The sequence below is a fragment of the Citrobacter sp. Awk 2 genome (assembly GCF_028069815.1).
GTDB lineage: Bacteria > Pseudomonadota > Gammaproteobacteria > Enterobacterales > Enterobacteriaceae > Citrobacter.
In genome coordinates this window covers 1-23874 of sequence record NZ_JANEWL010000039.1, presented here as the reverse complement: position 1 = coordinate 23874, position 23874 = coordinate 1, and the positions used below count along the sequence as shown (strand labels likewise).

Sequence of the window (23874 nt, the reverse complement as noted above, 5' to 3'; positions counted from 1 at the left end):
TCGCTAACTCGAGTTAGCATCGTTGATAAAACGCATATGATCTTGTAGGCACATTCGCATTAACGGTGACGATGGCTTCCTGGCAACGCTGTTTTTCGCCTGATTCACTGATTACAGTTTCTGTATATTGAGGAAAGCAGCAATGTCTGAAACATTTTTACAGATGAGTCATATTACGAAACGCTTTCCCGGCGTATTAGCGTTGAGTAATGTGGATTTTACTTTACGCAAAGGTGAGGTTCATGCGCTGCTGGGGGAGAATGGCGCGGGAAAGTCTACCCTGATGAAAATTTTATCCGGTGTATATCAACCTGATGAAGGGGATATTATTTTTGAGGGCCAACCCGTTTCGTTTGCAAACCCATTGAGTGCACAAAACGTAGGTATCACCATTATTCATCAGGAGTTTAATCTTTTTCCTGAACTGACGGTCGAAGACAATATATTTATTGGCAGGGAGTTTTGCAAAAATAACCGCTGGCGTCTGGATGAGAAACAACAGCGACAGGCTGCTATCGATATTTTGCAAAAATTAAACCTGAATATCTCCCCAGACACGCTGGTTGCCGATCTTACTGTTGCTCAGCAACAAATGGTTGAGATTGCGAAAGCGATATCGGTGAATGCCAAGATTCTTATTATGGATGAACCAACGGCGGCGTTGACGGAAACTGAAATTGACAGTTTATTCCGGGTTACACGCTTACTTAAAGAACAGGGAACGGGCATCGTTTATATCTCGCACCGACTGGAAGAGTTGGCGCTGATCGCCGATCGCGCTACCGTTATGCGGGATGGGCAGTTTATTGCCACAGTGGATTATGACTCGGTCAAAATCAGCGACCTGATTGCCATGATGGTTGGGCGCGACCTTGGCAATATTTATCCCCGCCGGGAGCCGCAACCCCAGCGTAAACCGGTGCTGGAAGTCAGTGGTCTGACGCGCAAAGGCGTACTGAACAATATCGATTTTACCTTGCATCAGGGGGAAATCTTAGGTTTTGCCGGGCTGATGGGGGCCGGGCGTACTGAGCTTGCGCGGGCGATCTTTGGTGCCGATCCCATCGACAGTGGAACCATCAAGCTGAACGGTAAAGAGACGGTAATCAAGGATATTCCTGATGCTATCCAGCAGGGTATTAGCTACTTAACCGAGGACAGAAAAAAGGAGGGCCTGGCATTAGGATTGTCCGTTGAACGCAATATTATGCTAGGAAATTACCCCGAGTATTCTAACCGATATGGCAACGTGGATAGCAAACGCTGTCAGCAAACCAGCGAAGAGCAGGTGAAAGCACTGCGTATTAAGACGCCGCATCTAGAACAGGCTGCGTTGAATTTAAGCGGGGGTAATCAGCAAAAAATTATTATTGCCAGATGGGTATGCAAGGACACCGACATTCTCATCTTTGATGAACCCACGCGCGGTATTGATGTGGGGGCCAAGCTTGAAATTTATGAATTAATGAATCGACTGGTGGCAAAAGGGAAATCAATTATCATGATTTCCTCTGAATTACCGGAAGTGCTGGGTATGTGCGATCGCATTTTAGTTATGCGTAATGGGCGTATTACCGGAGAGTTAGCTTCTGATGACGCCACACAAGAAAAAATCATGCAATATGCGACGTTAGAGGACTAATTTATGACTATCTCTGTAACCTCTTCAGACAGCAATAATAAGAAAATAAAAATTAACAAAGAGCTTTTAATGCGCCTGGCTCCGCTTTTGAGTCTGATTATTCTGGTGATATTTTTTAGTTTTGGATCACCTTTCTTCTTTAACACCGAAAACATTATGACAATTGCCCTGCAAACCTCAGTGATTGGCATCATGGCAATTGGTGTTACTTTCGTCATTATCACCTCAGGAATTGACCTTTCTCTCGGTTCGGTAGTGGCCTTTTCTGGCGTCGCAGTAGGCATTTGCGCCACCCTGGGTTTGCCTTTGCCAATATGCATTCTGGCTGGCGTACTCGCTGGTGGATTATGCGGCTATATCAATGGCTTGCTGGTCACTAAAATGACTATTCCGCCCTTTATTGCCACCCTGGGTCTGATGATGTCTGTCCGGGGGATCAATATGGTAATGACTGACGGCCGGGCAATTTACTTTGCTGATTATCCCACCTTCAAGATGCTGGCGCAGGGACGCTTGTTCGATGTGCTGCCTTATCCCGTTTTTTACCTCGTGGTCGTCGCACTGATCGCCGCATATATCCTCAAGAAAACGGTGATTGGTCGTTATGTCTATGCCGTGGGGAGTAATGAGGTTGCTGCACATCTTTCCGGGATTAAAGTCCAGCGCGTGAAAATTTTTGTCTACGCATTTTGTGGTCTGCTGACCGGGATTGCTGGGGTCATTCTGGCTTCTCGCCTTAACTCGGGCCAGCCGACCGTCGGCGTGGGCTATGAACTGGAAGCCATTGCTGCGGTGGTCATTGGCGGCACGAGCCTGATGGGGGGGATTGGCACTATTGGCGGCACCATTATCGGCGCATTCATTATGAGCGTGTTGAAAAACGGTCTGAACCTGATGGGGGTCTCGCAGTTCTGGCAAATGGTGGCCATGGGCGTAGTCGTTATCGCCGCGGTTTATCTCGACACGTTACGCAAAAAAATTCGTTGATTTACGCACCCGGAAGTCTCGGGACAACATAACCCTGACGTTTAGGGTGACTCACTCAGAACGGAGTAAAACAATGAGAACCAGGAATTTTGTCTATGCGTTATCCCTGCTGGCCTGCATGACATCCAGCGCACTGGCTAAAGATATGAACCTTCCTGTGGTCAGTAAAGGTTTCCAGCATGAATTCTGGCAGACCGTAAAAATGGGTACCGAAGCAGCAGCGAAAGAGTTGGGCGATAAGACCAGCTATGTTGGGCCTGCTGATGAAACTCAGATTGCTGAGCAGATTCAGTTGGTTGAAAACGCAATGGCGCAAAAACCTAATGGATTGCTGTTGGCAGCATTAGACGCCAATGCGCTTGCACCATTAGTGGAAACAGCGAATTCACGTGGCATAAAGGTTGTGACGTTTGACTCAGGCGTAAATTCTGACATTCCTGTCAGCTTTGTGGCAACGAATAACCGTAAAGCAGGGGCTGAAGCGGCAGATGCTCTCGCTGCACAGGTGGGTAGCAAAGGGAAAGTCGGCATTATTGCGCACGTGGCTGGAACCTCTTCCGCAATTGAACGTTCGGAAGGTTTTGTGGCCAGAATGAAGGAAAAATATCCGGATATCAAAGTGCTGCCGGTTCAGTACAGCGATGGCGATCCGCAAAAAGCGATGGATAAAACCATCGATATGATCCAGGCAAACCCCGATATTGCCGGGATCTACGGCACCAATGAAGGCTCAACGCTGGGTGTGGCGAACGCCATTGATAGCCAAAACCTGAAAGGTAAAGTGAAGGTGATTGGTTTTGATAGCACTGAAGCAATCATTGCCTTCCTGAAATCTGGTGTAATCCAGGGCTTTGTTGTACAGGACGCGTACCAGATTGGCTATCAGGGTATTAAGACGCTGAATGCGGCCGTGTCAGGTCAGTCAGTACCGAAAGAAATTGATATTCCGGTGAAATTTGTGAATGCGCAGAACATTGATACACCGGAAATCGACAAGCTGTTGCACCCATTCGGTAAAAAATAAGACCGCGGGGGCGGTGCATTCGCCCCATTATTAGCCAGCGTCAGGGAGCTACTATGAGCAGTGGATATTTCCTCGGAGTGGATGTCGGTTCTGCCAGTGTCAGGGCGGGTGTTTTTGATGCCAGTGGCAAACGGCTGGCTTTTGCGACATTCCCTATCTCGCAGTTTCGACCTGGCCCTGAGCGGGTAGAGCAGTCATCTGCCGAAATCTGGCAGCAGGTTTGCCATGCCGTGAAGGAGGCAGTGTTGTCAGCCGGGGTTTGCGTTGAGGAGATCCGCTCGTTGGGGTTTGATGCCACCTGTTCGTTAGTGGCTCTGGATGAACAGGGGCAGGGTCTGGCGGTTTCACCTGGTGAACCGTCAGATCACAACATCATCATGTGGATGGATCATCGTGCGGTGCAGGAGACACAGCGGATCAACGCAACGCGGGACCCCGCGTTGCGCTATGTCGGGGGTGAAGTCAGTGTCGAAATGGAACTGCCCAAAGTGCTGTGGCTAAAAAACCATTTCCCTGCGACCTGGCAGCGAGCACACCGCTTCTACGATCTGGCGGATTTTTTGGTCTGGCAAGCCACCGCTTGTGATGTTGCAGGTCTGTGTACTTTAACCTGTAAATGGAACTATCTGGCACATGAACAACGCTTTAGCCACTCCCTGCTGGATGCGGTTGAATTAACGGATTTGTTGAGCAAAATTCCGTCGCGGATCCTGCCCCCTGGCGCGGCCGTTGGGACGCTCAGCCCCGATGCGGCACAAGCGCTGGGACTGACGACTGCGGTGGTAGTCGCCAGTGGCATGATCGATGCGCATGCGGGGGGCGTGGCGCTTGCTGGTGTCGAGCCTGCGGGAACATTGGCGTTGATCAGCGGAACATCAAATTGCCATATGTTGTGCAGCGAGCAGGAAATTCATACACCGGGAGTATGGGGGCCGTACTGGTCCGCCATGCTGCCGGGTTACTGGCTGACGGAAGGGGGACAAAGCGCTGCCGGGGCGCTGGTTGACTGGACGCTTCAGGAGTCAGGTGCCAGCGCTGAGTTGTATCACAAGGCTGAGGTACGAGGTTGTCATCCGATAGTGTTAGTTAATGAATGGGTGGCTGCATTGGAAGCACAGGAGTCAGAGCCTGGTCGTTATCTGCATGTACTGGCCGATCATCACGGTAACCGTTCCCCGCGTGCGCGACCTGATGCCCGAGGCAGCGTTTGCGGTTTGACGCTTGAACGAGGCGAGATGCAGGTTGCTCGTCTGTATCTGGCGACATTACAGGCGATTGCCTGCGGCACCCGACACATTATGGAAGTGATGCGCGAAAACGGTCATACCATTTCTCGACTGACGCTGTGTGGTGGTGCAACACATAATCCACTGTGGTTGCGAGAGTATGCAGACGCCACCGGATGCGATATTCACCTTTTGCAGGAAGAAGATGCCGTGACGTTAGGTGCGGCTATTACTGGTGCGGTAGCCTGCGGAGGGTGGGCAGATGTTCCCTCCGCCTGCCGGGCGATGGTTCGCCCAGGCGGGGTGATTAAAGCGAATCCGGCACGACAGGACTTCTATGACCGTAAATTCCAGGTATATCTGATGATGTGGGATCAACAGCAAGCGCTTAACCAGGTTATGCAGTAAGACAAAAGTTTAAAATACTTTTATGATTGTGAATTGACGTTTTTGGATGTGAACTGGGACATATAAATGGCTAAAACAGTAGAACAGATAGCCAGCGATCTGAATTTATCGGTGACGACCGTGCGACTGGTGCTGAACGGGAAGGCTGAGCAATATCGTATCAGTGTCAAAACCCAAACGCGTATTAATGAATACGTTGAACGGTATGGTTATGTCATAAACCATTCAGCCCGCAGCCTGAAACTGAATAAAACAGATACGTTGGGGCTGATTGTGCCCAATATATCTAACGTCTTTTTTGCCACACTTGCCGAAAAACTTGAACAACGTTGCCGTCGCTCTGGATATCAATTAACGATTAGTTGTACCTACGATGATGTTGATTACGAAAACAAATTAACGAAAGCGTTAATCGCTCGTAATGTTGACGGCCTTTTTATTGTTCCCTCAACATTAGAGAATCAGCAACACCATTTGCGTCAGGTCAGAAAACCGATGGTGCTACTCGACAGGGATTTTAAGTATACCGATAACGCACTGGTTGAAAGTCATAACATTTTAGGCGGTGAAAAGCTGACGCAAAGTTTGTTTGATGCAGGAAAATCTCCGATCTGGTTTTTAGTCGGGGATACCGGATTGCCCAGTATTGGTGATCGTTTAAAAGGTTATCTTAACGCATTGAACAATAATGGAATTGCTCACCGTGACTGGGTGCGTGAAGGTCCGGATAATACGCCGGATGGTGGCTACCGGTTGATGGAGAAACTGATCAACGAACAGGGCTGTCCGCAGGCGTTTATTGCCTCATCATTACCTGTGCTGGAAGGTGCCGTCATTGCTCTTCGCAATCGTTTTGGCGTGATTCCACCGGATATTAATATCGGGACATTTGATGAACATCCGATGCTGGGATTCCTCGCTAATAATGTCTGGTCAATGCAGCAGGATGAAAATGTCTGGGCGGAAAAAGCCTTCACTATGATGATGAGTGCTATTGATGACCAGCCAATTAAAGAAACTGTAAAAGTTGAGATGAAACTAATTAAGCGTGTAAGACAACAATAATTCGTCGCACTAACTAAATCGGCCAACTGAATCTGAATAAATATGTTCAGTGGCTGCTCATATCTGAAACCTGACCCGTCTTACTCTGCGGCAGCATTTTTTCGCAATAAAGACGAGGGGCAACTGTACCCGGAGAATCATTATGGAAAGAATGCGTTTATCACGTGAAATCATCGAAACCTGCCTGGAAATGACCCGTCTTGGGTTGAACCAGGGAACCGCCGGAAATGTGAGTGCGCGATATGAAAATGGAATGCTGATCACACCCAGCGGTATCCCTTACGAAAGACTCACTGAAAACATGATCGTGTTCGTAGATAACGACGGCAAATATGATAAAGGACAATTACCTTCCAGTGAATGGCGTTTTCACCTGGCAGCTTATCAGACGCGTCCGGATGCCAATGCGGTTGTTCATAACCATGCGATTCATTGCACCGCCGTGTCAATTTTGAACCGTCCTATTCCGGCAATCCATTACATGATTGCCGCGGCTGGGGGGAACTCTATCCCGTGTGCGCCGTATGCGACGTTTGGTACACGAGAGCTGTCAGAGCATGTGAGCGTCGCGTTGAAAAGCCGTAAGGCAACGCTGTTGCAGCACCATGGGTTGATTGCCTGTGAAGCGAATCTGGAAAAAGCACTATGGCTGGCGCATGAAGTGGAAGTTTTGGCCCGCCTGTATCTGAGCACCCTGGCGATTGTCGACCCGGTGCCGGTGCTGGATGACGAAGAGATCGCCATTGTGCTGGAGAAATTCAAATCTTACGGATTACGAATTGAAGAGTAATTTCGCATAGCGAAAAGGAGAAATACGATGGCGAACAGAATGATTCTGAATGAAACGGCATGGTTTGGCCGGGGAGCTGTTGGGGCATTAACGGACGAGGTCATCCGTCGGGGTTATCGCAAGGCTTTGATTGTCACCGATGCAAACCTGGTACAGTGCGGCGTTGTCGATAAGGTGACATCCCGTATGGATGCCGCCGGTTTGCCGTGGGAGATCTATTCCGGCGTGATCCCGAATCCTACAATTGCAGTGGTGAAGGAGGGGTTGGGAGTCTTTCAGCAAAGTGGCGCAGATTATCTGATAGCGATAGGCGGCGGCTCTCCGCAGGATACCTGTAAAGCGATTGGCATTATCCACAATAACCCTGAGTTTGCCGATGTCCGCAGCCTTGAAGGGTTATCGCCAACACGTGCTGCGAGCGTACCGGTGATGGCAATCCCAACGACGGCAGGGACGGCGGCGGAAGTGACCATTAACTACGTGATCACGGATGAAGAAAATCGGCGTAAATTTGTCTGTGTCGATCCGCATGACATCCCGCAGGTGGCGTTTATTGATGCCGATATGATGGACGGTATGCCTGCCGCGTTAAAAGCGGCGACCGGGGTCGATGCGTTGACCCATGCTATCGAAGGTTATATTACGCGGGCGGCGTGGGCACTTACTGACGCGTTGCACATCAAAGCCATTGAGATCATTGCCGGGGCGTTGCGCGGTTCTGTTAATGGTGACAGCCAGTCCGGTGAGGCAATGGCGCTGGGTCAGTACGTTGCCGGGATGGGATTTTCAAACGTCGGTCTGGGACTCGTGCATGGCATGGCGCATCCGCTGGGGGCCTTTTATAACACTCCGCACGGCGTCGCCAATGCTATTTTGTTACCGCACGTGATGCACTACAACGCCGAATACACCGGAGAGAAATTCCGCGATATCGCCCGGGTGATGGGGGTGAAAGTGGAAGGTTTGACGCTGGAAGAGGCGCGTAAGGCAGCGGTAGATGCTGTGTTTGCGCTTAACCGCGATGTGGGGATCCCGCCGCACTTACGTGATGTTGGGGTACGTAAGGAAGATATTCCTGCGCTGGCGCAGGCGGCATTTGACGATGTTTGCACTGGCGGTAACCCGCGTGAAGCAAGCATTGCCGATATCGTCGAGCTTTACCATACTGCCTGGTAATCACCAGGCGTTTATCCGGCCTACAGTGTGATTGATTTGTAGGCCGGATAAGGTGTTTACACCGCCATCCGGCAACAGAGCTATCGCCAAAGAACTACCGTGCCAGCCGTAGCTGCTGGAGGTTTCCGTCAATATGTAAGTCCGTTTGCAGCCGCGCGATATCACGGCACAGAAACGCCATCTCTTTATGTATTTCGAGTTTCTTACGCCACTTTTCCGGCACGTCTTCCAGATGTGCGTAAATCCCTTCCAGATGCTGAAATTGCACGAGTAGCTGCGTTGCGCTCTTGGGACCAATACCTGCAACGCCCGGCACTTTTGAGCTGCTGATCCCGGCCAGTCCCCAATAATCTGGCAATTGCTGAGGCATTACGCCAAATTCTTTCTCAATGAATGGCGCGTCCAGCCAGCGCTTCTGGAAATAGTCGCGAATGCGTAATGTTGGGGAGAGCAACTGGCAATAACCTTTATCTGTCGAAACGATGGTGGCCTGATGTCCCGCCTGGGTGACTTTCACCGCCAGCGTTGCGGCTAAATCATCGGCTTCATTCCCGCTCGAGACCCAGCAACAGACGCCGCGCTGTTCAAAAGCGGCGCGTAGGGCGGGCATTTCGTGATGCAATTCGTCGGGCATCGGTGGGCGACCTGCTTTGTAGTCAGGTAGCCGTTGGTGACGCCAACCGCTGTTACGCGCCTCATCATCGAATACCGCCACGGCGTGCGTGGGTTGGCTGTGCACAATCAACTGATCGAGTGCGTGCTGGCATGTCTCCACACAGGGCGACCCCTGGACGGCGTGAATGCGACGAATGAGATTGAGTGCATCGACAATGAGCAGATGGACGGCCACGGTGTTCTCCCTAACAAATTAGTCTGTAGGGTAACATTCACGACGAGTGGAGACGAGCATTGTGAAATAGTGCTATCCGTAGGCCTGATAAGCGCAGCGCCATCAGGCAATAAAAGCCGGATGCGGCGAGCGCCTTATCCGGCCTACAGATACGAAAATTTGCTGAGAATTAATCGCAGGTAACGATCTTCATCGCCAGACCGCCACGCGAGGTTTCGCGGTATTTGGCGTTCATATCTTTACCCGTCTCGTACATGGTCTCGATAACTTTATCGAGGCATACACGAGGCTCGCTGGTACGGCGCAGTGCCATACGAGCAGCGTTCACCGCTTTCACCGAGGCAATGGCGTTACGCTCAATGCACGGAACCTGAACTTGTCCGGCAACCGGGTCGCAGGTCAGACCCAGGTTGTGTTCCATACCGATTTCTGCGGCGATACATACCTGCGTCGGGCTACCGCCCAGCAGTTCTGCCAGACCCGCTGCCGCCATAGAACACGCTACACCGACTTCACCCTGACAGCCGACTTCAGCACCCGAAATTGAGGCATTCATCTTGTACAGGGAACCGATAGCGCTCGCGACCAGCATATAGCGTGCCAGTGAGTTAGCGTTCACTTCGCGGATAAACTTGTCATAGTACGCCAGCACCGCAGGAACAATCCCGCATGCGCCGTTCGTCGGGGCGGTAACTACACGTCCACCGGCAGCGTTCTCTTCGTTCACGGCCAGCGCAAACATGTTGATCCAGTCTACAACTGCCATCGGGTCAGTCGTGGTTTTGTCACTGCTAACCAGCATACGACGCAGTGCTGCCGCACGACGCAGAACGTGCAGTTTGCCCGGCAGAACACCTTCGGTGGTGATACCGCGTTCAATTCCACTACGCATCACTTCCCAGACGTTTGCAAAGTGCTGTTCCAGCTCTTCTTTGCTGTGCAGAGCTAGCTCGTTCTGCATCATCAGGCCGGAAAGTGACAGGCCGGTTTCCTGACAGTGTCGTTGCAAATCGGCTGCGGATTTATACGGATACGGCACGCTTACCGGATTGTTATTCGGCAAACCAAAGTGTTCTTCATCAACGATAAATCCACCGCCGATGGAATAGTACGTCTGGCTGTAAATGGCTTTTTCGCCAGCCAGCGCGGTAATGCGCATCCCGTTTTCGTGCAGGGACAGATTGTCCGTATGGAAATTCATGCACTTATCAACCGGGAATTCGACCTCATGTTGACCGTCTGCCAGCAACAAGCGTCCATGGGTATTCACATCCTGGATAAAGGACGGGATAGCATCAATGTCTACGGTATCCGGCAGATTACCCGCCAGGCCCATAATAATCGCGATGTCGGTATGGTGACCTTTCCCGGTCAGGGACAGAGAGCCATAGACATCAACCACTACGCGGGTTACGTCAGTGAGAATTCCGCGTGCAATCAGGTCATCCGTGAATTGTTTGCCTGCTTTCATCGGGCCAACAGTATGGGAGCTGGAAGGGCCAATGCCGATTTTGAAAATATCGAATACGCTAATCATGAGGCGTCCATTGTGTATCGAGGTGCGCCGCCCCGAAGAGCGGCGCAGGGGAATTAACTGAACAGAGAGTAGAAAATAGCGGAGATAGCGATCAGGCCCATAATCACAACGAACACGTTGCTGATATGGCCACTGTATTTACGCATTGCCGGTACTTTCTGAATCGCATACATCGGCATCAGGAACAGAATCATCGCGATGATCGGGCCACCCAGGGTCTCAATCATGCCGAGGATGCTCGGGTTCAGCGTCGCCACAATCCAGGTGGTTACCAGCATGAACAGTGCAGTGATTTTGTTCAGTTTATTGATTTCGATGGACTTGCCTTTGCCACGCAGAGACTTAATTACCATACCGTTGAAACCTTCACGCGCACCCAGGTAGTGGCCGAGGAAGGACTTGGTGATAGCAATAATCGCGATGATCGGTGCCATCCAGGCAATAATCGGTGCGTTAAAGTGGTTCGCCAGGTAAGACAGGATAGAGATGTTCTGCTCTTTAGCTGCAGCCAGATCCGCCGGAGTCAGGCTGAATACGCAGCTGAAGACGAAGAACATAACGGTCAGTACCATCATGATGTGAGCGAATGCCAGAATCTTGGAGCATTTCTTCTCTGCTTCATCACCGTACTCTTCACGCTTCGCCACGGCGAAGGAGGAGATGATCGGGGAGTGGTTGAAGGAGAACACCATTACCGGAATTGCCAGCCACAGGGTCAGCAGCAGGCCGTTGCCGGTGGTTGCCGCAGAGTCAAAAGACAAGGTTTCCAGAATCGCACCGCTCCACTGAGGGATCAGGTACAGTGCCAGCAGCATCAGTGCCGCAACAAACGGGAATACCAGGATGCTCATCGCCTTCACGATCATCTGCTCACCGAAGCGCACGATGGTCATCATGCCGACAATCAGAATCAGAGAGAGGATTGCACGCGGCGGCGGCGTAATCGCCAACTGGTGAGTCAGGAAGCTTTCAACGGTGTTGGTGATTGCAACGCTGTAAACCAGCAGAATGGGGTAGATAGCGAAGAAGTAGAGCAGAGTAATCAGTTTACCTGCGCCAACGCCAAAGTGCTCTTCTACAACTTCAGTGATGTCTTCACCCGGATTTTTACCGGACAACACGAAGCGGGTCAGACCACGGTGAGCAAAGAAGGTCATTGGGAAGGCAAGAATGGCCATGATGATCAGCGGGATCATACCGCCAACGCCTGCGTTAATTGGCAGGAATAATACACCCGCGCCAATCGCCGTGCCGTAAAGGCCCAGCATCCACATGGTGTCTGTCTTGCGCCATGCGCTGCGGGTCTGGCCCGTAACGATAGTGCTGGTTTGAGTGTTTTCCATCTGTTTCTCCTGGAGGAAGCTTAAAAAGTCGGGTTTGGGTTCAATCCAATGAAAAAATACCCGACTGTAAAACGAAATTCGTTTAGCGATTTTTATATAATTTTTCGCCGTAATAATTTTCGGGCGGAAAGATACATTTAAGTAATGAATGTATCAGTGATCGCGATCTCAAATGCAATAATCCACCTTTTATGTGGATAAATTTGGACCATTAATCTGTTAAAAAATAGTCAAAGCGAATTTACGGGCGTGAAGGCTAACATTAACGACATATGGCATGAAAGGCAGGGCGCGAAGATACGAGGGTTGCGCTATAAAAACTGTTATTTTTAGTGAATTCTGACGACTAATTATAATTCGCGGTGATAAATTACGGTTTCCTTTGGAAGGTAATCGTTTGCGTTTCGGAGCTTGTCAGACGAAGGATAATTGATATTTATGTTATTGCGTGAGCTATGTGACTGGTATCACTAAAAAAGCCGGTTGGCTGATGCGCCAAATCCGGCTTTGATATGGACAAAACTGTCACCGAGGTAGCATCAGCTACCCGGTGTTGAAGGTTATGCGCAGATTTCGTAGCAAGGGATATACGCAGTGCCCGGCAACTTCATACGATGTTGTGCAACAAAGCCCTGCAGGAGATCGTCCATGCGGCGCATCATCTCAGGGTCGCCGTGGATTTTGTACGGGCCAAATTCTTCAATGGCGCGAATGCCGACTTCTTTCACGTTCCCCGCGACAATACCGGAGAATGCGCGACGCAGGTCTGCAGCCAGCACTTCAACAGGCTGGTCTGGATACAGTTTCAGATTCGCCATGTTTTCGTGGGACGGTTCGAACGGCATCTGCAAATCAGGCGCGATACGAATTGACCAGTTAAAGCTGTAGGCATCACCGGTGTCCCGGCGGTTCTCTTTCACCAGCGGCATCGCTTTTTTCATTAGACGAGCGACTTCCGCTGCATCGTCAATGATAATTCGATAGTGACGGCGCGCCTCTTCTCCCAGCGTGTGCACGATAAACTCATCCAGTACGCGGAAGTAATCTGCGCTCTCTTTTGGCCCGGTCAGGATCAATGGCAGAACCTGATCTTTGTTCGCCGGATTCATCAGGATACCCAGTAGGTACAGCAGCTCTTCAGCCGTTCCTACGCCGCCGGGGAAGATGATAATGCCGTGAGCGATACGGACGAACGCTTCCAGACGTTTTTCAATGTCCGGCATGATGATGAGTTCGTTAACCAGCGGGTTTGGTGGTTCCGCAGCGATAATTGACGGCTCGGTCATACCGATAAAGCGGCTGTCTTTGTAGCGCTGCTGAGCGTGGCCGACCGCGGCACCTTTCATTGGTGCTTCCATCGCGCCCGGACCACACCCAGTGCAGATGTTCAGTTCACGCAGGCCTAACTGAGTGCCCACGCGGCGCGCATACAAGTACTCGTTCTCGTTGATTGAGTGACCGCCCCAGCAGACGACCATGTTCGGCGCTTCACCGACGTGAAGTGCCCGGGCATTACGCAGAATGGAGAACACCAGGTTGGTGATGTGAACCGAGCTTTCGAGATCCAGATGCTGAAAACGACCCGCGTTATGGATCTGGCCATTGACGAAAAGAATGTCGCGCAGGACGGCAAACAGGTTGGCCTGCAGCGCGCGAATGATGCGCCCATCGACAAACGCGTCTTCAGGTGGGTTGATCAGTTCCAGCTTCACACCGCGTTCACGGCGCAGCACGTTAATGTCGAAACTTTCGAAACGAGACAGCAGCTCTTTGCTGTTGTCGGTCAAACTGCCGGAGTTCAGAACGGCAAGCGAACAGTTACGAAACAGTTGATACAGGTCGCTGCTGGCCGTGCGTTTAAGCATATCGACTTCCAGCTGCGACAACATGTCCATTGAGCCAAGCGGGCTAATATGTGTAATCAAGTAAACTCCTTACGGGACGAGAGATATCATCCTCTACTGATTACAATAGCCCTGGCTTATGACCTTTCACAACCTTGCGCGCGGAATCCGACACGCAAAATTGAGAAAAAAGATTACTGACGCACCAGTCTTCCTGTTGCGGGGGTGAAATCTGTGTTGGTGCGCCATGGGTTGATATCGAGGCCGCCGCGTCGCGTGTAGCGTGCATATACGCTCAGTTTCTCCGGCTGACAGAAACGCAGAAGGTCATTGAAAATACGTTCCACACACTGCTCGTGAAATTCATTATGGTGGCGGAAGGAGACCAGATAGCGTAGCAACTTTTCCCTGTCGATTTTGCGTCCACGATACTGAATTTGTATGGAACCCCAGTCAGGCTGATGGGTGATCAGACAGTTGGATTTCAGCAGATGGCTGACCAGCGTCTCTTCTACTGCCTTGTCGCCGCTCACGGCGTTTTCCAGATAGTCGGTGCTGAACTGGTAGTTATCAATGACGATATCCTGATTGTCGATACAGGTGCCATTGAAGTGGGCTATCGGCTGCCCTTCTTGTTCGTCAAGACGATAGAGCGCCACGCTGACATCACCCTGCGCGCAGGCTCGCAGATCGTGTTCCAGCGTCTGACGGACGTGTTCCCATGAGTCAAAACGCGTCTGATTAAAACTGTTCAGATACAGCTTAAAACTTTTTGATTCAATCAGATTAACGCTGGTGTAATCCAGCTCTACATGGCCGACCGCAACCTGCGGTAAGCCGTTGGCATTCAGCCATGACAGTTCATACAGCGTCCAGATATCCGCGCCGTGAAAAGGCAGATTATCGGCTTTTAGATCCAGCGGGTCGCGGTTCAGGCTGCGCGGAACACCCTGCAGCAGGCTGGCGTCGTAAATATCTCGGTAATCCGTTGATTTTCCGAGAGTCAGGCCGTCAAGCGCCCGATGATTTTCATAAGAAGACATGTTTCACCGTCATAAACCAGATACACTATGCGACAAGTGTATCCTGGCTTTTGTGAAGAGAGAAATCAGTGGACGAATTGACAGCACAGGCGTTGACAGCCTTTACGACGCGTTATTGCGATGCATGGCATGAAAAAAACAGCAGCTGGCCGCTGAGTGAAGAGCTGTATGGCGTACCGTCTCCGTGCATCATCTCCTCCACGAACGATGCGGTGTACTGGCAACCGCAGCCTTTTGTAGGCGAGCCGAATGTAAACGCGGTTGAACGTGCCTTTGATATTGTGGTACAACCCGCTGTTCATGCGTTTTATACCACCCAGTTTGCCGGGGACATGCACGCACAATTTGCGGACGAAAAACTTACTCTTCTGCAAACCTGGTCTGAAGATGACTTCAGACGCGTACAGGAAAACCTGATCGGCCACCTGGTTACGCAAAAACGCCTTAAGCTCTCTCCAACGCTTTTTATTGCCACACTGGACAATGAACTTGATGTTATTTCAGTGTGCAACTTGTCTGGGGAAGTCTGCAAGGAAACGCTGGGAACCCGTAAACGAACGGTTCTGGCGGCCTCACTTGCGGAATTTCTTACTCAACTTAAGCCTGTTCTGTAATCCAGTTTGCCCTAGGGCGTGTGAGAGATCTCTTACAAACCCTGTAGGAGATTGCCAGGTGATCAGTAAAGACTTCATTGGCCGATATAATATTAAATATTTATAATTCAATCGGTTAATGTTTTATTGTCAACTTTCATACGAAAATAATCATTAGGGTATGTCTGTAAGTGTCTTGTAAGACAATGCGAAACAGGCGATTCTATCTCCGTCGACAAGGAGTCGCACAACGAAGTGAACATCAGGATGATGACACTTCGGCAGGACACACCAGGACGGTGCTGCAAGGACAGGTTTCAGGATGAAGCAAAGAGGAAAACGCGGGACGCGTTAAAGGACACCTCCAGGATGGAGAACGAGAGCCGGTCAGGATGTTCGGCGGGTCAGGATGGCCAGGGACACTTCAGGATGAAGTTTTCACATCGGGGGCGGTGTGAGCAGGATGCAAATGTTCAGGATGAACGAGGTCGCAAGACCACAGGAAAAGTTGTCACGGATGAGCAGGGAGCACCAAAAGTAGCTGGAATGCTGCGAAACGAACCGGGAGCACTGTTTTTACAGTGCTCCCTTTTTTTATTTCCCTTCTACTAGTGCTATTCTTCGCGCCAGATTTTTCATCATTGAGGTTAATTTCATGACGACTCATGACCGTGTGCGCGAGCAGTTGCATGCGCTTGAAGCACTGCTGCGTGAACATAATCACTGGCGGATGGATGAGCCAGAAGCGCATCTGTTTTCCAGCACGCAGCCTTTTTGTATGGATACCATGGAGCCAGTTGAATGGCTGCAGTGGGTGTTGATTCCCCGTATGCATGCGCTGCTTGATAATGCGCAGCCACTTCCGGAAGCGTTCGCTATTGCGCCATATTATGAAATGGCGCTGGCAGCCGATCATCCGCAGCGCGATGTGATCCTGATTGCATTGCAGGATCTGGATGCGCTATTTACCCGTGATGACGCCTGATGCTGGAAATTCTCTATCAAGATCAATGGCTGGTTGCAGTCAACAAACCTTCGGGCTGGCTGGTTCATCGTAGCTGGCTCGACCGCGATGAGAAAGTGGTGGTAATGCAAACCGTGCGTGACCAGATTGGCCAGCACGTTTTTACCGCCCACCGACTCGACAGACCAACATCCGGTGTGCTGTTGATGGGGCTGTCCAGCGAGGCCGGACGACGGCTGGCACAGCAGTTTGAGCAGCATCAAATCCAAAAACGCTACCATGCCATTGTGCGCGGCTGGCTGATGGACGACGCCGTGCTGGATTATCCGTTGGTGGAAGAGCTGGACAAGATTGCCGATAAATTTGCCCGTGACGACAAAGGCCCACAGCCTGCGGTAACCCACTATCGCGGGCTGGCTACGGTAGAAATGCCCGTGGCAACCGGTCGCTATCCAACCACCCGTTATGGGCTGGTGGAGCTGGATCCTAAAACTGGCCGTAAACATCAGCTCAGACGTCACCTGGCGCATTTGCGTCATCCGATTATTGGCGATAGTAAGCACGGTGATTTGCGACAAAACCGCAGCGCCGCAGAGCATTTTGGCTGCCAGCGCCTGATGCTGCATGCCAGCCAGCTTGAACTTACGCACCCCTTCACCGGTGAACCACTGGTTATTCGTGCCGGGTTGGATAACGTCTGGATGCAGGCGCTATCACAGTTTGGCTGGTGTGGGCTTCTCCCTGAGAATGAAAGGGTTGAGTTCAGCGGGCTGTCAGGTCAGGATGAGCAGACAGATTCTTAAGTCCTTGGAGATAAAGGTTATGGCGGAAATTGGTATTTTTGTCGGCACAATGTATGGAAACGCGCTGCTGGTTGCCGAAGAGGCCGAAGCTATCCTCGCAAATCAGGGGCATAAAGCCACGGTTTATGAAGATCCGGAACTGGCGGACTGGGAAAAATACAAAGACAAGTACATCCTGGTCGTAACGTCGACGACGGGACAAGGTGATCTGCCGGACAGCATCGTGCCGCTGTTTCAGGGAATTAAAGACCAACTGGGTTACCAGCCTGACGTTCACTACGGCATTATTGCGCTCGGTGACAGTTCATATGCCAATTTCTGCGGCGGCGGTAAGCAGTTTGATGCGCTTTTGCAAGAACAGAGCGCCCAGCGAGTGGGTGAGATGTTGCTGATTGATGCCGGTGAACATCCGGAACCGGAAAGCGAATCTAATCCCTGGGTAGAAAGCTGGGGAACCTTGCTTAAATAACCTCTCGCCCGCACGGGCATGCAACCCCCATTTGATCCGTAGGCCGGGTCAGGCGAAGCCGCCACCCGGCAATAAAACCCCAATTACGTGAACTAACTTCCACTGCTTTGGGCTTATGCCCCAAACAACTTCTTACTGCCTCCCTAATGTTGTGTTCCTGCACGGTGAGGGAAAGAGGCACTCCTTCATATACTTTTCCCGTCAGTTCCCGGAAAGGCAGCGAGTCAGAATAAAACGGCCCCGAGCTGTACCAAAACTGCCACACACTAACCTCTCATTCTGATCACCCTACAGGTGCTGTACAGAATGAACTGGCGAAAGCCAAGATTCAGGAGTGCAACAATGAGTTCATTAAGTCAGGCGGCGAGCAGCGCGGAAAAACGCACTAACGCTCGCTACTGGATAGTGGTGATGTTGTTTATCGTCACATCCTTCAACTACGGCGATCGCGCCACTTTATCCATTGCCGGTTCAGAAATGGCCAAAGACATTGGTCTGGATGCGGTCGGGATGGGGTATGTATTTTCTGCTTTTTCATGGGCCTATGTTATCGGCCAGATCCCCGGCGGCTGGTTGCTTGACCGCTTTGGTTCAAAGCGCGTTTATTTCTGGTCCATCTTTATCTGGTCCATGTTTACCTTGCTGCAAGGCTTCGTCGATATCTTTAGCGGCTTCGGAATCATCGTCGCACTGTTTACCTTGCGTTTCCTCGTGGGCTTAGCTGAGTCACCCTCGTTCCCTGGCAACAGTCGTATTGTTGCGGCCTGGTTCCCGGCGCAGGAGAGGGGGACCGCGGTGGCAATTTTTAACTCCGCGCAATACTTCGCCACTGTTATCTTCGCGCCAATCATGGGTTGGCTGACCCACGAAGTGGGCTGGTCACACGTATTCTTCTTTATGGGTGGACTCGGGATCATCATCAGCTTTGTCTGGCTGAAAGTGATTCACGAACCGAACCAGCATCCGGGTGTAAACCAAAAAGAGCTGGACTACATTGCCGAAGGTGGCGCACTGATCAACATGGATCAGGCAGCAGCTAAAGCTAAAGTTCCGTTCAGCGTGAAATGGGGGCAAATCAAGCAGTTGTTGGGTTCCCGCATGATGATTGGTATCTACATCGGCCAGTACTGTATTAACGCGCTGACCTACTTCTTTATCACCTGGTTCCCGGTCTATCTGGTACAGGCGCGCGGTATGTCGATTCTGAAAGCGGGATTTGTGGCGTCGGTCCCGGCTATTTGCGGATTCGCAGGTGGCGTGCTCGGCGGCATTATTTCCGACTGGCTGATGCGTCGCACCGGTTCGCTGAATATCGCCCGTAAAACGCCAATCGTGTTGGGTATGTTGCTGTCAATGGTGATGGTGTTCTGTAACTACGTCAACGTTGAATGGATGATTATCGGCTTTATGGCGCTGGCCTTCTTCGGTAAAGGTATTGGTGCACTGGGCTGGGCGGTAATGGCGGACACGGCTCCTAAAGAGATTAGCGGCCTGAGCGGCGGTCTGTTCAACATGTTCGGTAATATCTCCGGCATCGTGACACCGATTGCTATCGGCTACATTGTGGGCACGACGGGGTCGTTTAATGGTGCCTTGATTTACGTTGGAGTGCATGCGCTGATTGCCGTGGTGAGCTATCTGGTGCTGGTCGGCGATATTAAACGTATCGAACTGAAACCTGTCGCAGGACAATGATGATGACAACACAATCGAGTCCCGTTATTACCGACATGAAAGTCATTCCGGTGGCTGGTCATGACAGCATGCTGCTCAATATTGGTGGCGCGCATAACGCCTGGTTTACCCGCAATATCGTGGTCCTTACTGATAACGCCGGACACACCGGTGTGGGTGAAGCGCCGGGCGGAGAAGTGATCTATCAAACGCTGGTGGACGCTATTCCGCAGGTGTTAGGCCAGGAAGTAGCCCGCCTGAATAAGGTGGTCCAGCAGGTGCATAAAGGCAATCAGGCTGCTGACTTTGATACCTTCGGCAATGGTGCCTGGACATTTGAGCTGCGCGTCAATGCGGTGGCGGCGCTGGAAGCCGCGCTGCTGGATCTGCTGGGCAAAGCGCTGAATGTACCGGTCTGCGAGCTGTTAGGTCCGGGTAAGCAGCGTGATGTAGTGACCGTGCTCGGTTATCTGTTCTATGTAGGCGATCGCACCAAAACCGATCTGCCGTATCTGGAAAGTACGCCGGGTAAACATGAGTGGTATCACTTACGTCACCAGCAAGCAATGACCAGCGACGCGGTGGTGCGTCTGGCGCAGGCGTCACAGGATCGTTATGGCTTTAAAGATTTCAAACTGAAGGGCGGTGTGTTGCCGGGTGAGCAAGAAATTGAAACCGCCCGTGCGCTGAAAGCCTGCTTTCCGGAGGCACGTATTACGGTGGACCCTAACGGTGCCTGGCTACTGGATGAAGCGATCGCCTTGTGCAAAGGGCTAAATGATGTTCTGACCTACGCCGAAGATCCGTGCGGCGCTGAACAGGGATTTTCCGGGCGTGAAGTGATGACTGAGTTCCGCCGCGCGACCGGTTTGCCGGTGGCGACCAACATGATTGCTACCAACTGGCGCGAAATGGGCCACGCGGTAATGCTGAATGCTGTCGATATTCCGCTGGCCGATCCGCACTTCTGGACGCTTTCTGGTGCAGTGCGCGTGGCACAGTTGTGCGATGACTGGGGCCTGACCTGGGGATGCCATTCCAATAACCACTTTGATATTTCGCTGGCAATGTTTACTCACGTCGGTGCGGCAGCGCCGGGCAATCCGACAGCCATCGACACACACTGGATTTGGCAGGAGGGCGATTGCCGTCTGACGAAGAATCCGCTGGAAATAAAGAACGGAAAAATTGCGGTTCCAGATGCACCCGGTCTGGGTGTGGAACTGGACTGGGATCAGGTACAGAAAGCGCATGAAGCCTATAAGGCATTGCCCGGCGGTGCGCGTAATGATGCAGCACCGATGCAGTATCTGATCCCCGGATGGACTTTTGACCGTAAACGTCCCGTTTTCGGCCGTCACTGATTTTGAATAAGGACACGATAATGAGCGCACAATTTTCTACCCCAGTAGTGACCGCTATGCAGGTGATCCCGGTTGCGGGCCACGACAGCATGCTGATGAACCTGAGCGGCGCACATGCCCCGTTCTTCACGCGTAATATTGTGATTATCAAAGATAATTCCGGTCATACCGGGGTGGGCGAAATTCCCGGCGGCGAGAAAATTCGTCAGACTCTGGAAGATGCGATTCCGCTGGTGGTGGGCAAAACGTTAGGTGAATACAAAAACGTACTGAATACGGTACGCAATACCTTTGCCGATCGGGATGCCGGTGGGCGTGGTTTGCAGACCTTCGATTTACGTACCACTATTCATGTGGTTACCGGGATCGAAGCGGCAATGTTGGATCTGTTAGGCCAGCACCTGGGGGTGAATGTCGCGTCTCTGTTGGGTGATGGTCAGCAGCGTAGCGAAGTGGAAATGTTGGGGTATCTGTTCTTCGTTGGCAACCGTAAAGCGACGCCGCTGCCGTATCAGAGTCAGCCGGATGAGAAGTGCGACTGGTATCGCCTGCGCCATGAAGAGGCCATGACCCCGGATGCGGTAGTGCGCCTGGCTGAAGCAGCGTATGAGAAATATGGTTTTAACGACTTTAAACTGAAAGGTGGCGTGCTGGCAGGGGAAGAGGAAGCGGAATCTATCGTCGCGTTGGCGAAGCGTTTCCCACAGGCCCGCGTAACGCTCGATCCCAACGGCGCCTGGTCGTTGAATGAAGCGATCAAGATCGGTAAGTATCTGAAAGGATCGCTGGCTTATGCTGAAGATCCATGCGGCGCGGAGCAGGGGTTCTCTGGGCGTGAAGTGATGGCGGAATTCCGCCGCGCCACTGGCCTGCCGACGGCGACCAATATGATCGCTACCGACTGGCGTCAGATGGGGCACACGCTGTCGTTGCAGTCTGTGGATATTCCGCTGGCTGACCCGCATTTCTGGACTATGCAGGGGTCTGTTCGCGTGGCGCAGATGTGTCATGAGTTTGGCCTTACCTGGGGCTCACACTCTAACAACCACTTTGATATTTCGCTGGCGATGTTCACTCATGTCGCGGCAGCGGCACCGGGTAAAATTACGGCCATTGATACCCACTGGATCTGGCAGGAAGGTAACCAACGCCTGACCAAAGAGCCGTTCGACATTAAAGGCGGCATGGTACAGGTGCCAGCGAAGCCGGGTCTGGGTGTAGAACTGGATATGGATCAGGTGATGAAAGCACACGAGCTGTACCAGCAGCACGGCCTGGGGGCGCGTGATGACGCGATGGGAATGCAGTACCTGATCCCGAACTGGACCTTTGATAATAAACGCCCATGCATGGTGCGCTAAGCGTTATGCCGGTTCTGACAGGAACCGGCACATCTCCAGGTGTATGATTAACAGAATCAACATGCGTAAGGACGGCTTATGAAAATAGTAATTGCACCGGATTCTTATAAAGAGAGTTTGAGTGCGCTTGAGGTGGCAACTGCCATTGAGCAGGGTTTTCGTGAGATCTGGCCTGATGCGGATTACGTAAAGATACCGGTTGCTGATGGTGGTGAAGGAACGGTCGAGGCGATGGTTGCCGCTACGGCGGGCCACCTTGTGCATGTTGATGTTACGGGTCCCCTGGGAAGTAAGGTACGGGCATTTTATGGGTTATCGGGAGATGAGCGCTCTGCGTTTATCGAGATGGCGGCCGCCAGTGGGTTAGAGCGGGTTCCGGCAGGGTTGCGCGACCCGCTGAAAACCACCTCATGGGGGACCGGAGAGTTGATTCGCCATGCGCTGAATGCGGGTGTAGAACATATCATCATTGGGATTGGCGGTAGCGCGACTAATGATGGTGGTGCCGGTATGGTGCAGGCTCTGGGCGCCAAATTGCTGGATGCGCAGAATAACCAGATTGCACAAGGCGGGATCGGCCTGGAATCGCTCACCAGGATAGATATTTCAGCGTTAGATAAGCGCCTTGCTACCTGTCGTATTGAAGTGGCCTGCGATGTCACGAATCCGCTGACCGGTAAAGAGGGCGCTTCTGCAGTATTTGGTCCGCAAAAAGGGGCAACGCCAGAGATGATTACCCGTCTGGATAATGCGCTGACGCACTATGCGCAACTGATTGCCCGCGATCTGGACGTTAACGTGCTGGAACTGGCGGGCGGTGGCGCGGCTGGCGGCATGGGGGCTGCACTGTATGCGTTTTGCGGCGCGCAGCTACGCCGTGGTATCGAGATCGTGACGGATGCGTTACACCTTGATGACTGCGTTGCGGATGCAGATTTAGTTGTGACCGGGGAAGGGCGTATTGACAGTCAGACGATCCATGGCAAAGTCCCGGTTGGCGTAGCGAACGTTGCAAAGCGATATAATAAGCCTGTCATTGGTATTGCAGGCAGCCTGACGCCAGATGTTGGTGTGGTACATGAGCATGGAATTGATGCCGTTTTTAGCGTGATTTATACCATTTGCACGCTGGATGAGGCGCTGGATAATGCGAGTGAAAATGTGCGGATGACAGCACGAAACGTGGCCGCAACGCTTAAAGCAGGGCAGCAATTACGCTGAGTTGTTGGCCGGAAAAGGCGCTGACGCCGCCTCCGGCGATGTGCCCGATGCGCGGCGCTTATCGGATCTGTGGTAAACAGCAAAACCTGTAGGCCGGAAAAGGCGGTTACGCCGCCTCCGGCGATGTGCCCGATGGCGCGACGCTTATCGGGCCTGTGGTATACAGCGAAACCTGTAGGCCGGAAAAGACGCTGATGCCGCCTCCGGCGATGTGCCCGATGCGCGGCGCTTATCGGGCCTGTGATAAACAGCGAAACCTGTAGGCCGGATAAGGCGTTTACGCCGCATCCGGCGATGTGCCTGATGCGCGACGCTTATAGGAACTGTGGTAAACAGCAAAACCTGTAGGCTGGAAAAGGCGTTTACGCCGCCTCCGGCGATGTGCCCGATGGCGCGACGCTTATTGGGCCTGTGGTATACAGCGAAACCTGTAGGCCGGAAAAGACGCTGATGCCGCCTCCGGCGATGTGCCCGATGCGCGGCGCTTATC

20 protein-coding genes are annotated in these 23874 nt (G+C 51.9%); 15 read left to right on the top strand and 5 right to left on the bottom strand.

Annotated elements, in window-relative coordinates; translation table 11 throughout:
- Window positions 1–142: 142 nt before the first annotated feature.
- The 7 genes from NNO02_RS11835 (at window position 143) to fucO (ending at window position 8318) form a co-directional block, all read left to right on the top strand.
- Window positions 143–1642 carry a sugar ABC transporter ATP-binding protein gene (locus NNO02_RS11835; protein ID WP_271441054.1) on the top strand — a complete coding sequence of 500 codons (1500 nt, stop codon included), beginning with the start codon at window positions 143–145 and terminating at the stop codon, window positions 1640–1642.
- A 3-nt stretch (window positions 1643–1645) separates the two neighbouring features.
- Window positions 1646–2629: an ABC transporter permease gene (locus tag NNO02_RS11830; RefSeq protein ID WP_271449519.1), complete on the top strand. Its 984-nt coding sequence runs from the start codon at window positions 1646–1648 to the stop codon at window positions 2627–2629.
- Window positions 2630–2702: 73 nt separating this feature from the next.
- The gene (locus tag NNO02_RS11825; RefSeq protein WP_061068495.1) at window positions 2703–3653 is read left to right on the top strand and encodes an ABC transporter substrate-binding protein; all 951 of its coding nucleotides are present in this window, start codon (window positions 2703–2705) and stop codon (window positions 3651–3653) included.
- Window positions 3654–3706: 53 nt separating this feature from the next.
- Complete coding sequence (locus tag NNO02_RS11820; RefSeq protein ID WP_271454870.1) at window positions 3707–5287, top strand: FGGY-family carbohydrate kinase; 1581 nt, start codon at window positions 3707–3709, stop codon at window positions 5285–5287.
- Window positions 5288–5353: 66 nt separating this feature from the next.
- Complete coding sequence (locus NNO02_RS11815; protein ID WP_271454869.1) at window positions 5354–6352, top strand: LacI family DNA-binding transcriptional regulator; 999 nt, start codon at window positions 5354–5356, stop codon at window positions 6350–6352.
- 142 nt (window positions 6353–6494) lie between these two features.
- Window positions 6495–7142, top strand: a complete 648-nt coding sequence (gene fucA, locus NNO02_RS11810; RefSeq protein WP_005130946.1) for an L-fuculose-phosphate aldolase — start codon at window positions 6495–6497, stop codon at window positions 7140–7142.
- 27 nt (window positions 7143–7169) lie between these two features.
- Window positions 7170–8318, top strand: a complete 1149-nt coding sequence (fucO, locus tag NNO02_RS11805) for a lactaldehyde reductase (protein ID WP_048213086.1) — start codon at window positions 7170–7172, stop codon at window positions 8316–8318.
- Window positions 8319–8412: 94 nt separating this feature from the next.
- On the opposite strand, the gene xni is transcribed toward fucO, so the two are convergent.
- From xni to queF, 5 genes are all read right to left on the bottom strand, one after another.
- Window positions 8413–9168 carry a flap endonuclease Xni gene (gene xni / locus NNO02_RS11800; protein WP_271441050.1) on the bottom strand — a complete coding sequence of 252 codons (756 nt, stop codon included), beginning with the start codon at window positions 9166–9168 and terminating at the stop codon, window positions 8413–8415.
- Window positions 9169–9337: 169 nt separating this feature from the next.
- A complete protein-coding gene (locus tag NNO02_RS11795; RefSeq protein ID WP_271454868.1) occupies window positions 9338–10705 on the bottom strand; it encodes an L-serine ammonia-lyase in 1368 nt (455 codons plus the stop codon).
- A gap of 53 nt (window positions 10706–10758) precedes the next feature.
- Window positions 10759–12048: an HAAAP family serine/threonine permease gene (locus tag NNO02_RS11790; protein ID WP_005130942.1), complete on the bottom strand. Its 1290-nt coding sequence runs from the start codon at window positions 12046–12048 to the stop codon at window positions 10759–10761.
- A gap of 560 nt (window positions 12049–12608) precedes the next feature.
- On the bottom strand, window positions 12609–13973 hold the full coding sequence (gene ppnN, locus NNO02_RS11785) for a nucleotide 5'-monophosphate nucleosidase PpnN (RefSeq protein ID WP_005130941.1): 1365 nt from the start codon (window positions 13971–13973) through the stop codon (window positions 12609–12611).
- Window positions 13974–14086: 113 nt separating this feature from the next.
- Window positions 14087–14935 (bottom strand): NADPH-dependent 7-cyano-7-deazaguanine reductase QueF, encoded by an 849-nt coding sequence (gene queF / locus NNO02_RS11780; protein ID WP_271441048.1) that lies wholly within the window; start codon window positions 14933–14935, stop codon window positions 14087–14089.
- A gap of 68 nt (window positions 14936–15003) precedes the next feature.
- Between queF and syd the strand changes: the two genes are divergently transcribed.
- From syd to NNO02_RS11740, 8 genes are all read left to right on the top strand, one after another.
- Window positions 15004–15549 carry a SecY-interacting protein gene (gene syd, locus NNO02_RS11775; RefSeq protein ID WP_271441047.1) on the top strand — a complete coding sequence of 182 codons (546 nt, stop codon included), beginning with the start codon at window positions 15004–15006 and terminating at the stop codon, window positions 15547–15549.
- A gap of 634 nt (window positions 15550–16183) precedes the next feature.
- The gene (locus tag NNO02_RS11770) at window positions 16184–16513 is read left to right on the top strand and encodes a YqcC family protein (protein WP_149692202.1); all 330 of its coding nucleotides are present in this window, start codon (window positions 16184–16186) and stop codon (window positions 16511–16513) included.
- Window positions 16513–17295 (top strand): tRNA pseudouridine(65) synthase TruC, encoded by a 783-nt coding sequence (gene truC, locus NNO02_RS11765; RefSeq protein ID WP_271441046.1) that lies wholly within the window; start codon window positions 16513–16515, stop codon window positions 17293–17295. Before NNO02_RS11770 ends, truC begins: the two co-directional genes overlap by 1 nt.
- 19 nt (window positions 17296–17314) lie before the next feature.
- Entirely contained in the window at window positions 17315–17764 is a 450-nt protein-coding gene (locus NNO02_RS11760) for a flavodoxin (RefSeq protein ID WP_271449522.1), read from the top strand.
- A gap of 342 nt (window positions 17765–18106) precedes the next feature.
- The gene (gene gudP, locus NNO02_RS11755; protein WP_271441044.1) at window positions 18107–19459 is read left to right on the top strand and encodes a galactarate/glucarate/glycerate transporter GudP; all 1353 of its coding nucleotides are present in this window, start codon (window positions 18107–18109) and stop codon (window positions 19457–19459) included.
- 2 nt (window positions 19460–19461) lie between these two features.
- A complete protein-coding gene (locus NNO02_RS11750; RefSeq protein ID WP_271454867.1) occupies window positions 19462–20802 on the top strand; it encodes an enolase C-terminal domain-like protein in 1341 nt (446 codons plus the stop codon).
- Between the two features lie 20 nt (window positions 20803–20822).
- On the top strand, window positions 20823–22163 hold the full coding sequence (gene gudD / locus NNO02_RS11745) for a glucarate dehydratase (protein ID WP_202037889.1): 1341 nt from the start codon (window positions 20823–20825) through the stop codon (window positions 22161–22163).
- Between the two features lie 78 nt (window positions 22164–22241).
- Window positions 22242–23384, top strand: coding sequence for a glycerate kinase (locus tag NNO02_RS11740; protein ID WP_271449523.1), 1143 nt, complete (start codon window positions 22242–22244; stop codon window positions 23382–23384).
- The last annotated feature ends 490 nt before the right edge of the window (window positions 23385–23874 follow it).

Bases quoted from the DNA above. Each gene is read 5' to 3' on its own strand.
- NNO02_RS11835 (WP_271441054.1), top strand. From the start codon at position 143: ATGTCTGAAACATTTTTACAGATGAGTCATATTACGAAACGCTTTCCC.
- NNO02_RS11830 (WP_271449519.1), top strand. From the start codon at position 1,646: ATGACTATCTCTGTAACCTCTTCAGACAGCAATAATAAGAAAATAAAA.
- NNO02_RS11825 (WP_061068495.1), top strand. From the start codon at position 2,703: ATGAGAACCAGGAATTTTGTCTATGCGTTATCCCTGCTGGCCTGCATG.
- NNO02_RS11820 (WP_271454870.1), top strand. From the start codon at position 3,707: ATGAGCAGTGGATATTTCCTCGGAGTGGATGTCGGTTCTGCCAGTGTC.
- NNO02_RS11815 (WP_271454869.1), top strand. From the start codon at position 5,354: ATGGCTAAAACAGTAGAACAGATAGCCAGCGATCTGAATTTATCGGTG.
- fucA (WP_005130946.1), top strand. From the start codon at position 6,495: ATGGAAAGAATGCGTTTATCACGTGAAATCATCGAAACCTGCCTGGAA.
- fucO (WP_048213086.1), top strand. From the start codon at position 7,170: ATGGCGAACAGAATGATTCTGAATGAAACGGCATGGTTTGGCCGGGGA.
- NNO02_RS11795 (WP_271454868.1), bottom strand. From the start codon at position 10,705: ATGATTAGCGTATTCGATATTTTCAAAATCGGCATTGGCCCTTCCAGC.
- NNO02_RS11790 (WP_005130942.1), bottom strand. From the start codon at position 12,048: ATGGAAAACACTCAAACCAGCACTATCGTTACGGGCCAGACCCGCAGC.
- queF (WP_271441048.1), bottom strand. From the start codon at position 14,935: ATGTCTTCTTATGAAAATCATCGGGCGCTTGACGGCCTGACTCTCGGA.
- NNO02_RS11770 (WP_149692202.1), top strand. From the start codon at position 16,184: ATGACGACTCATGACCGTGTGCGCGAGCAGTTGCATGCGCTTGAAGCA.
- truC (WP_271441046.1), top strand. From the start codon at position 16,513: ATGCTGGAAATTCTCTATCAAGATCAATGGCTGGTTGCAGTCAACAAA.
- NNO02_RS11760 (WP_271449522.1), top strand. From the start codon at position 17,315: ATGGCGGAAATTGGTATTTTTGTCGGCACAATGTATGGAAACGCGCTG.
- gudP (WP_271441044.1), top strand. From the start codon at position 18,107: ATGAGTTCATTAAGTCAGGCGGCGAGCAGCGCGGAAAAACGCACTAAC.
- NNO02_RS11750 (WP_271454867.1), top strand. From the start codon at position 19,462: ATGACAACACAATCGAGTCCCGTTATTACCGACATGAAAGTCATTCCG.
- gudD (WP_202037889.1), top strand. From the start codon at position 20,823: ATGAGCGCACAATTTTCTACCCCAGTAGTGACCGCTATGCAGGTGATC.
- NNO02_RS11740 (WP_271449523.1), top strand. From the start codon at position 22,242: ATGAAAATAGTAATTGCACCGGATTCTTATAAAGAGAGTTTGAGTGCG.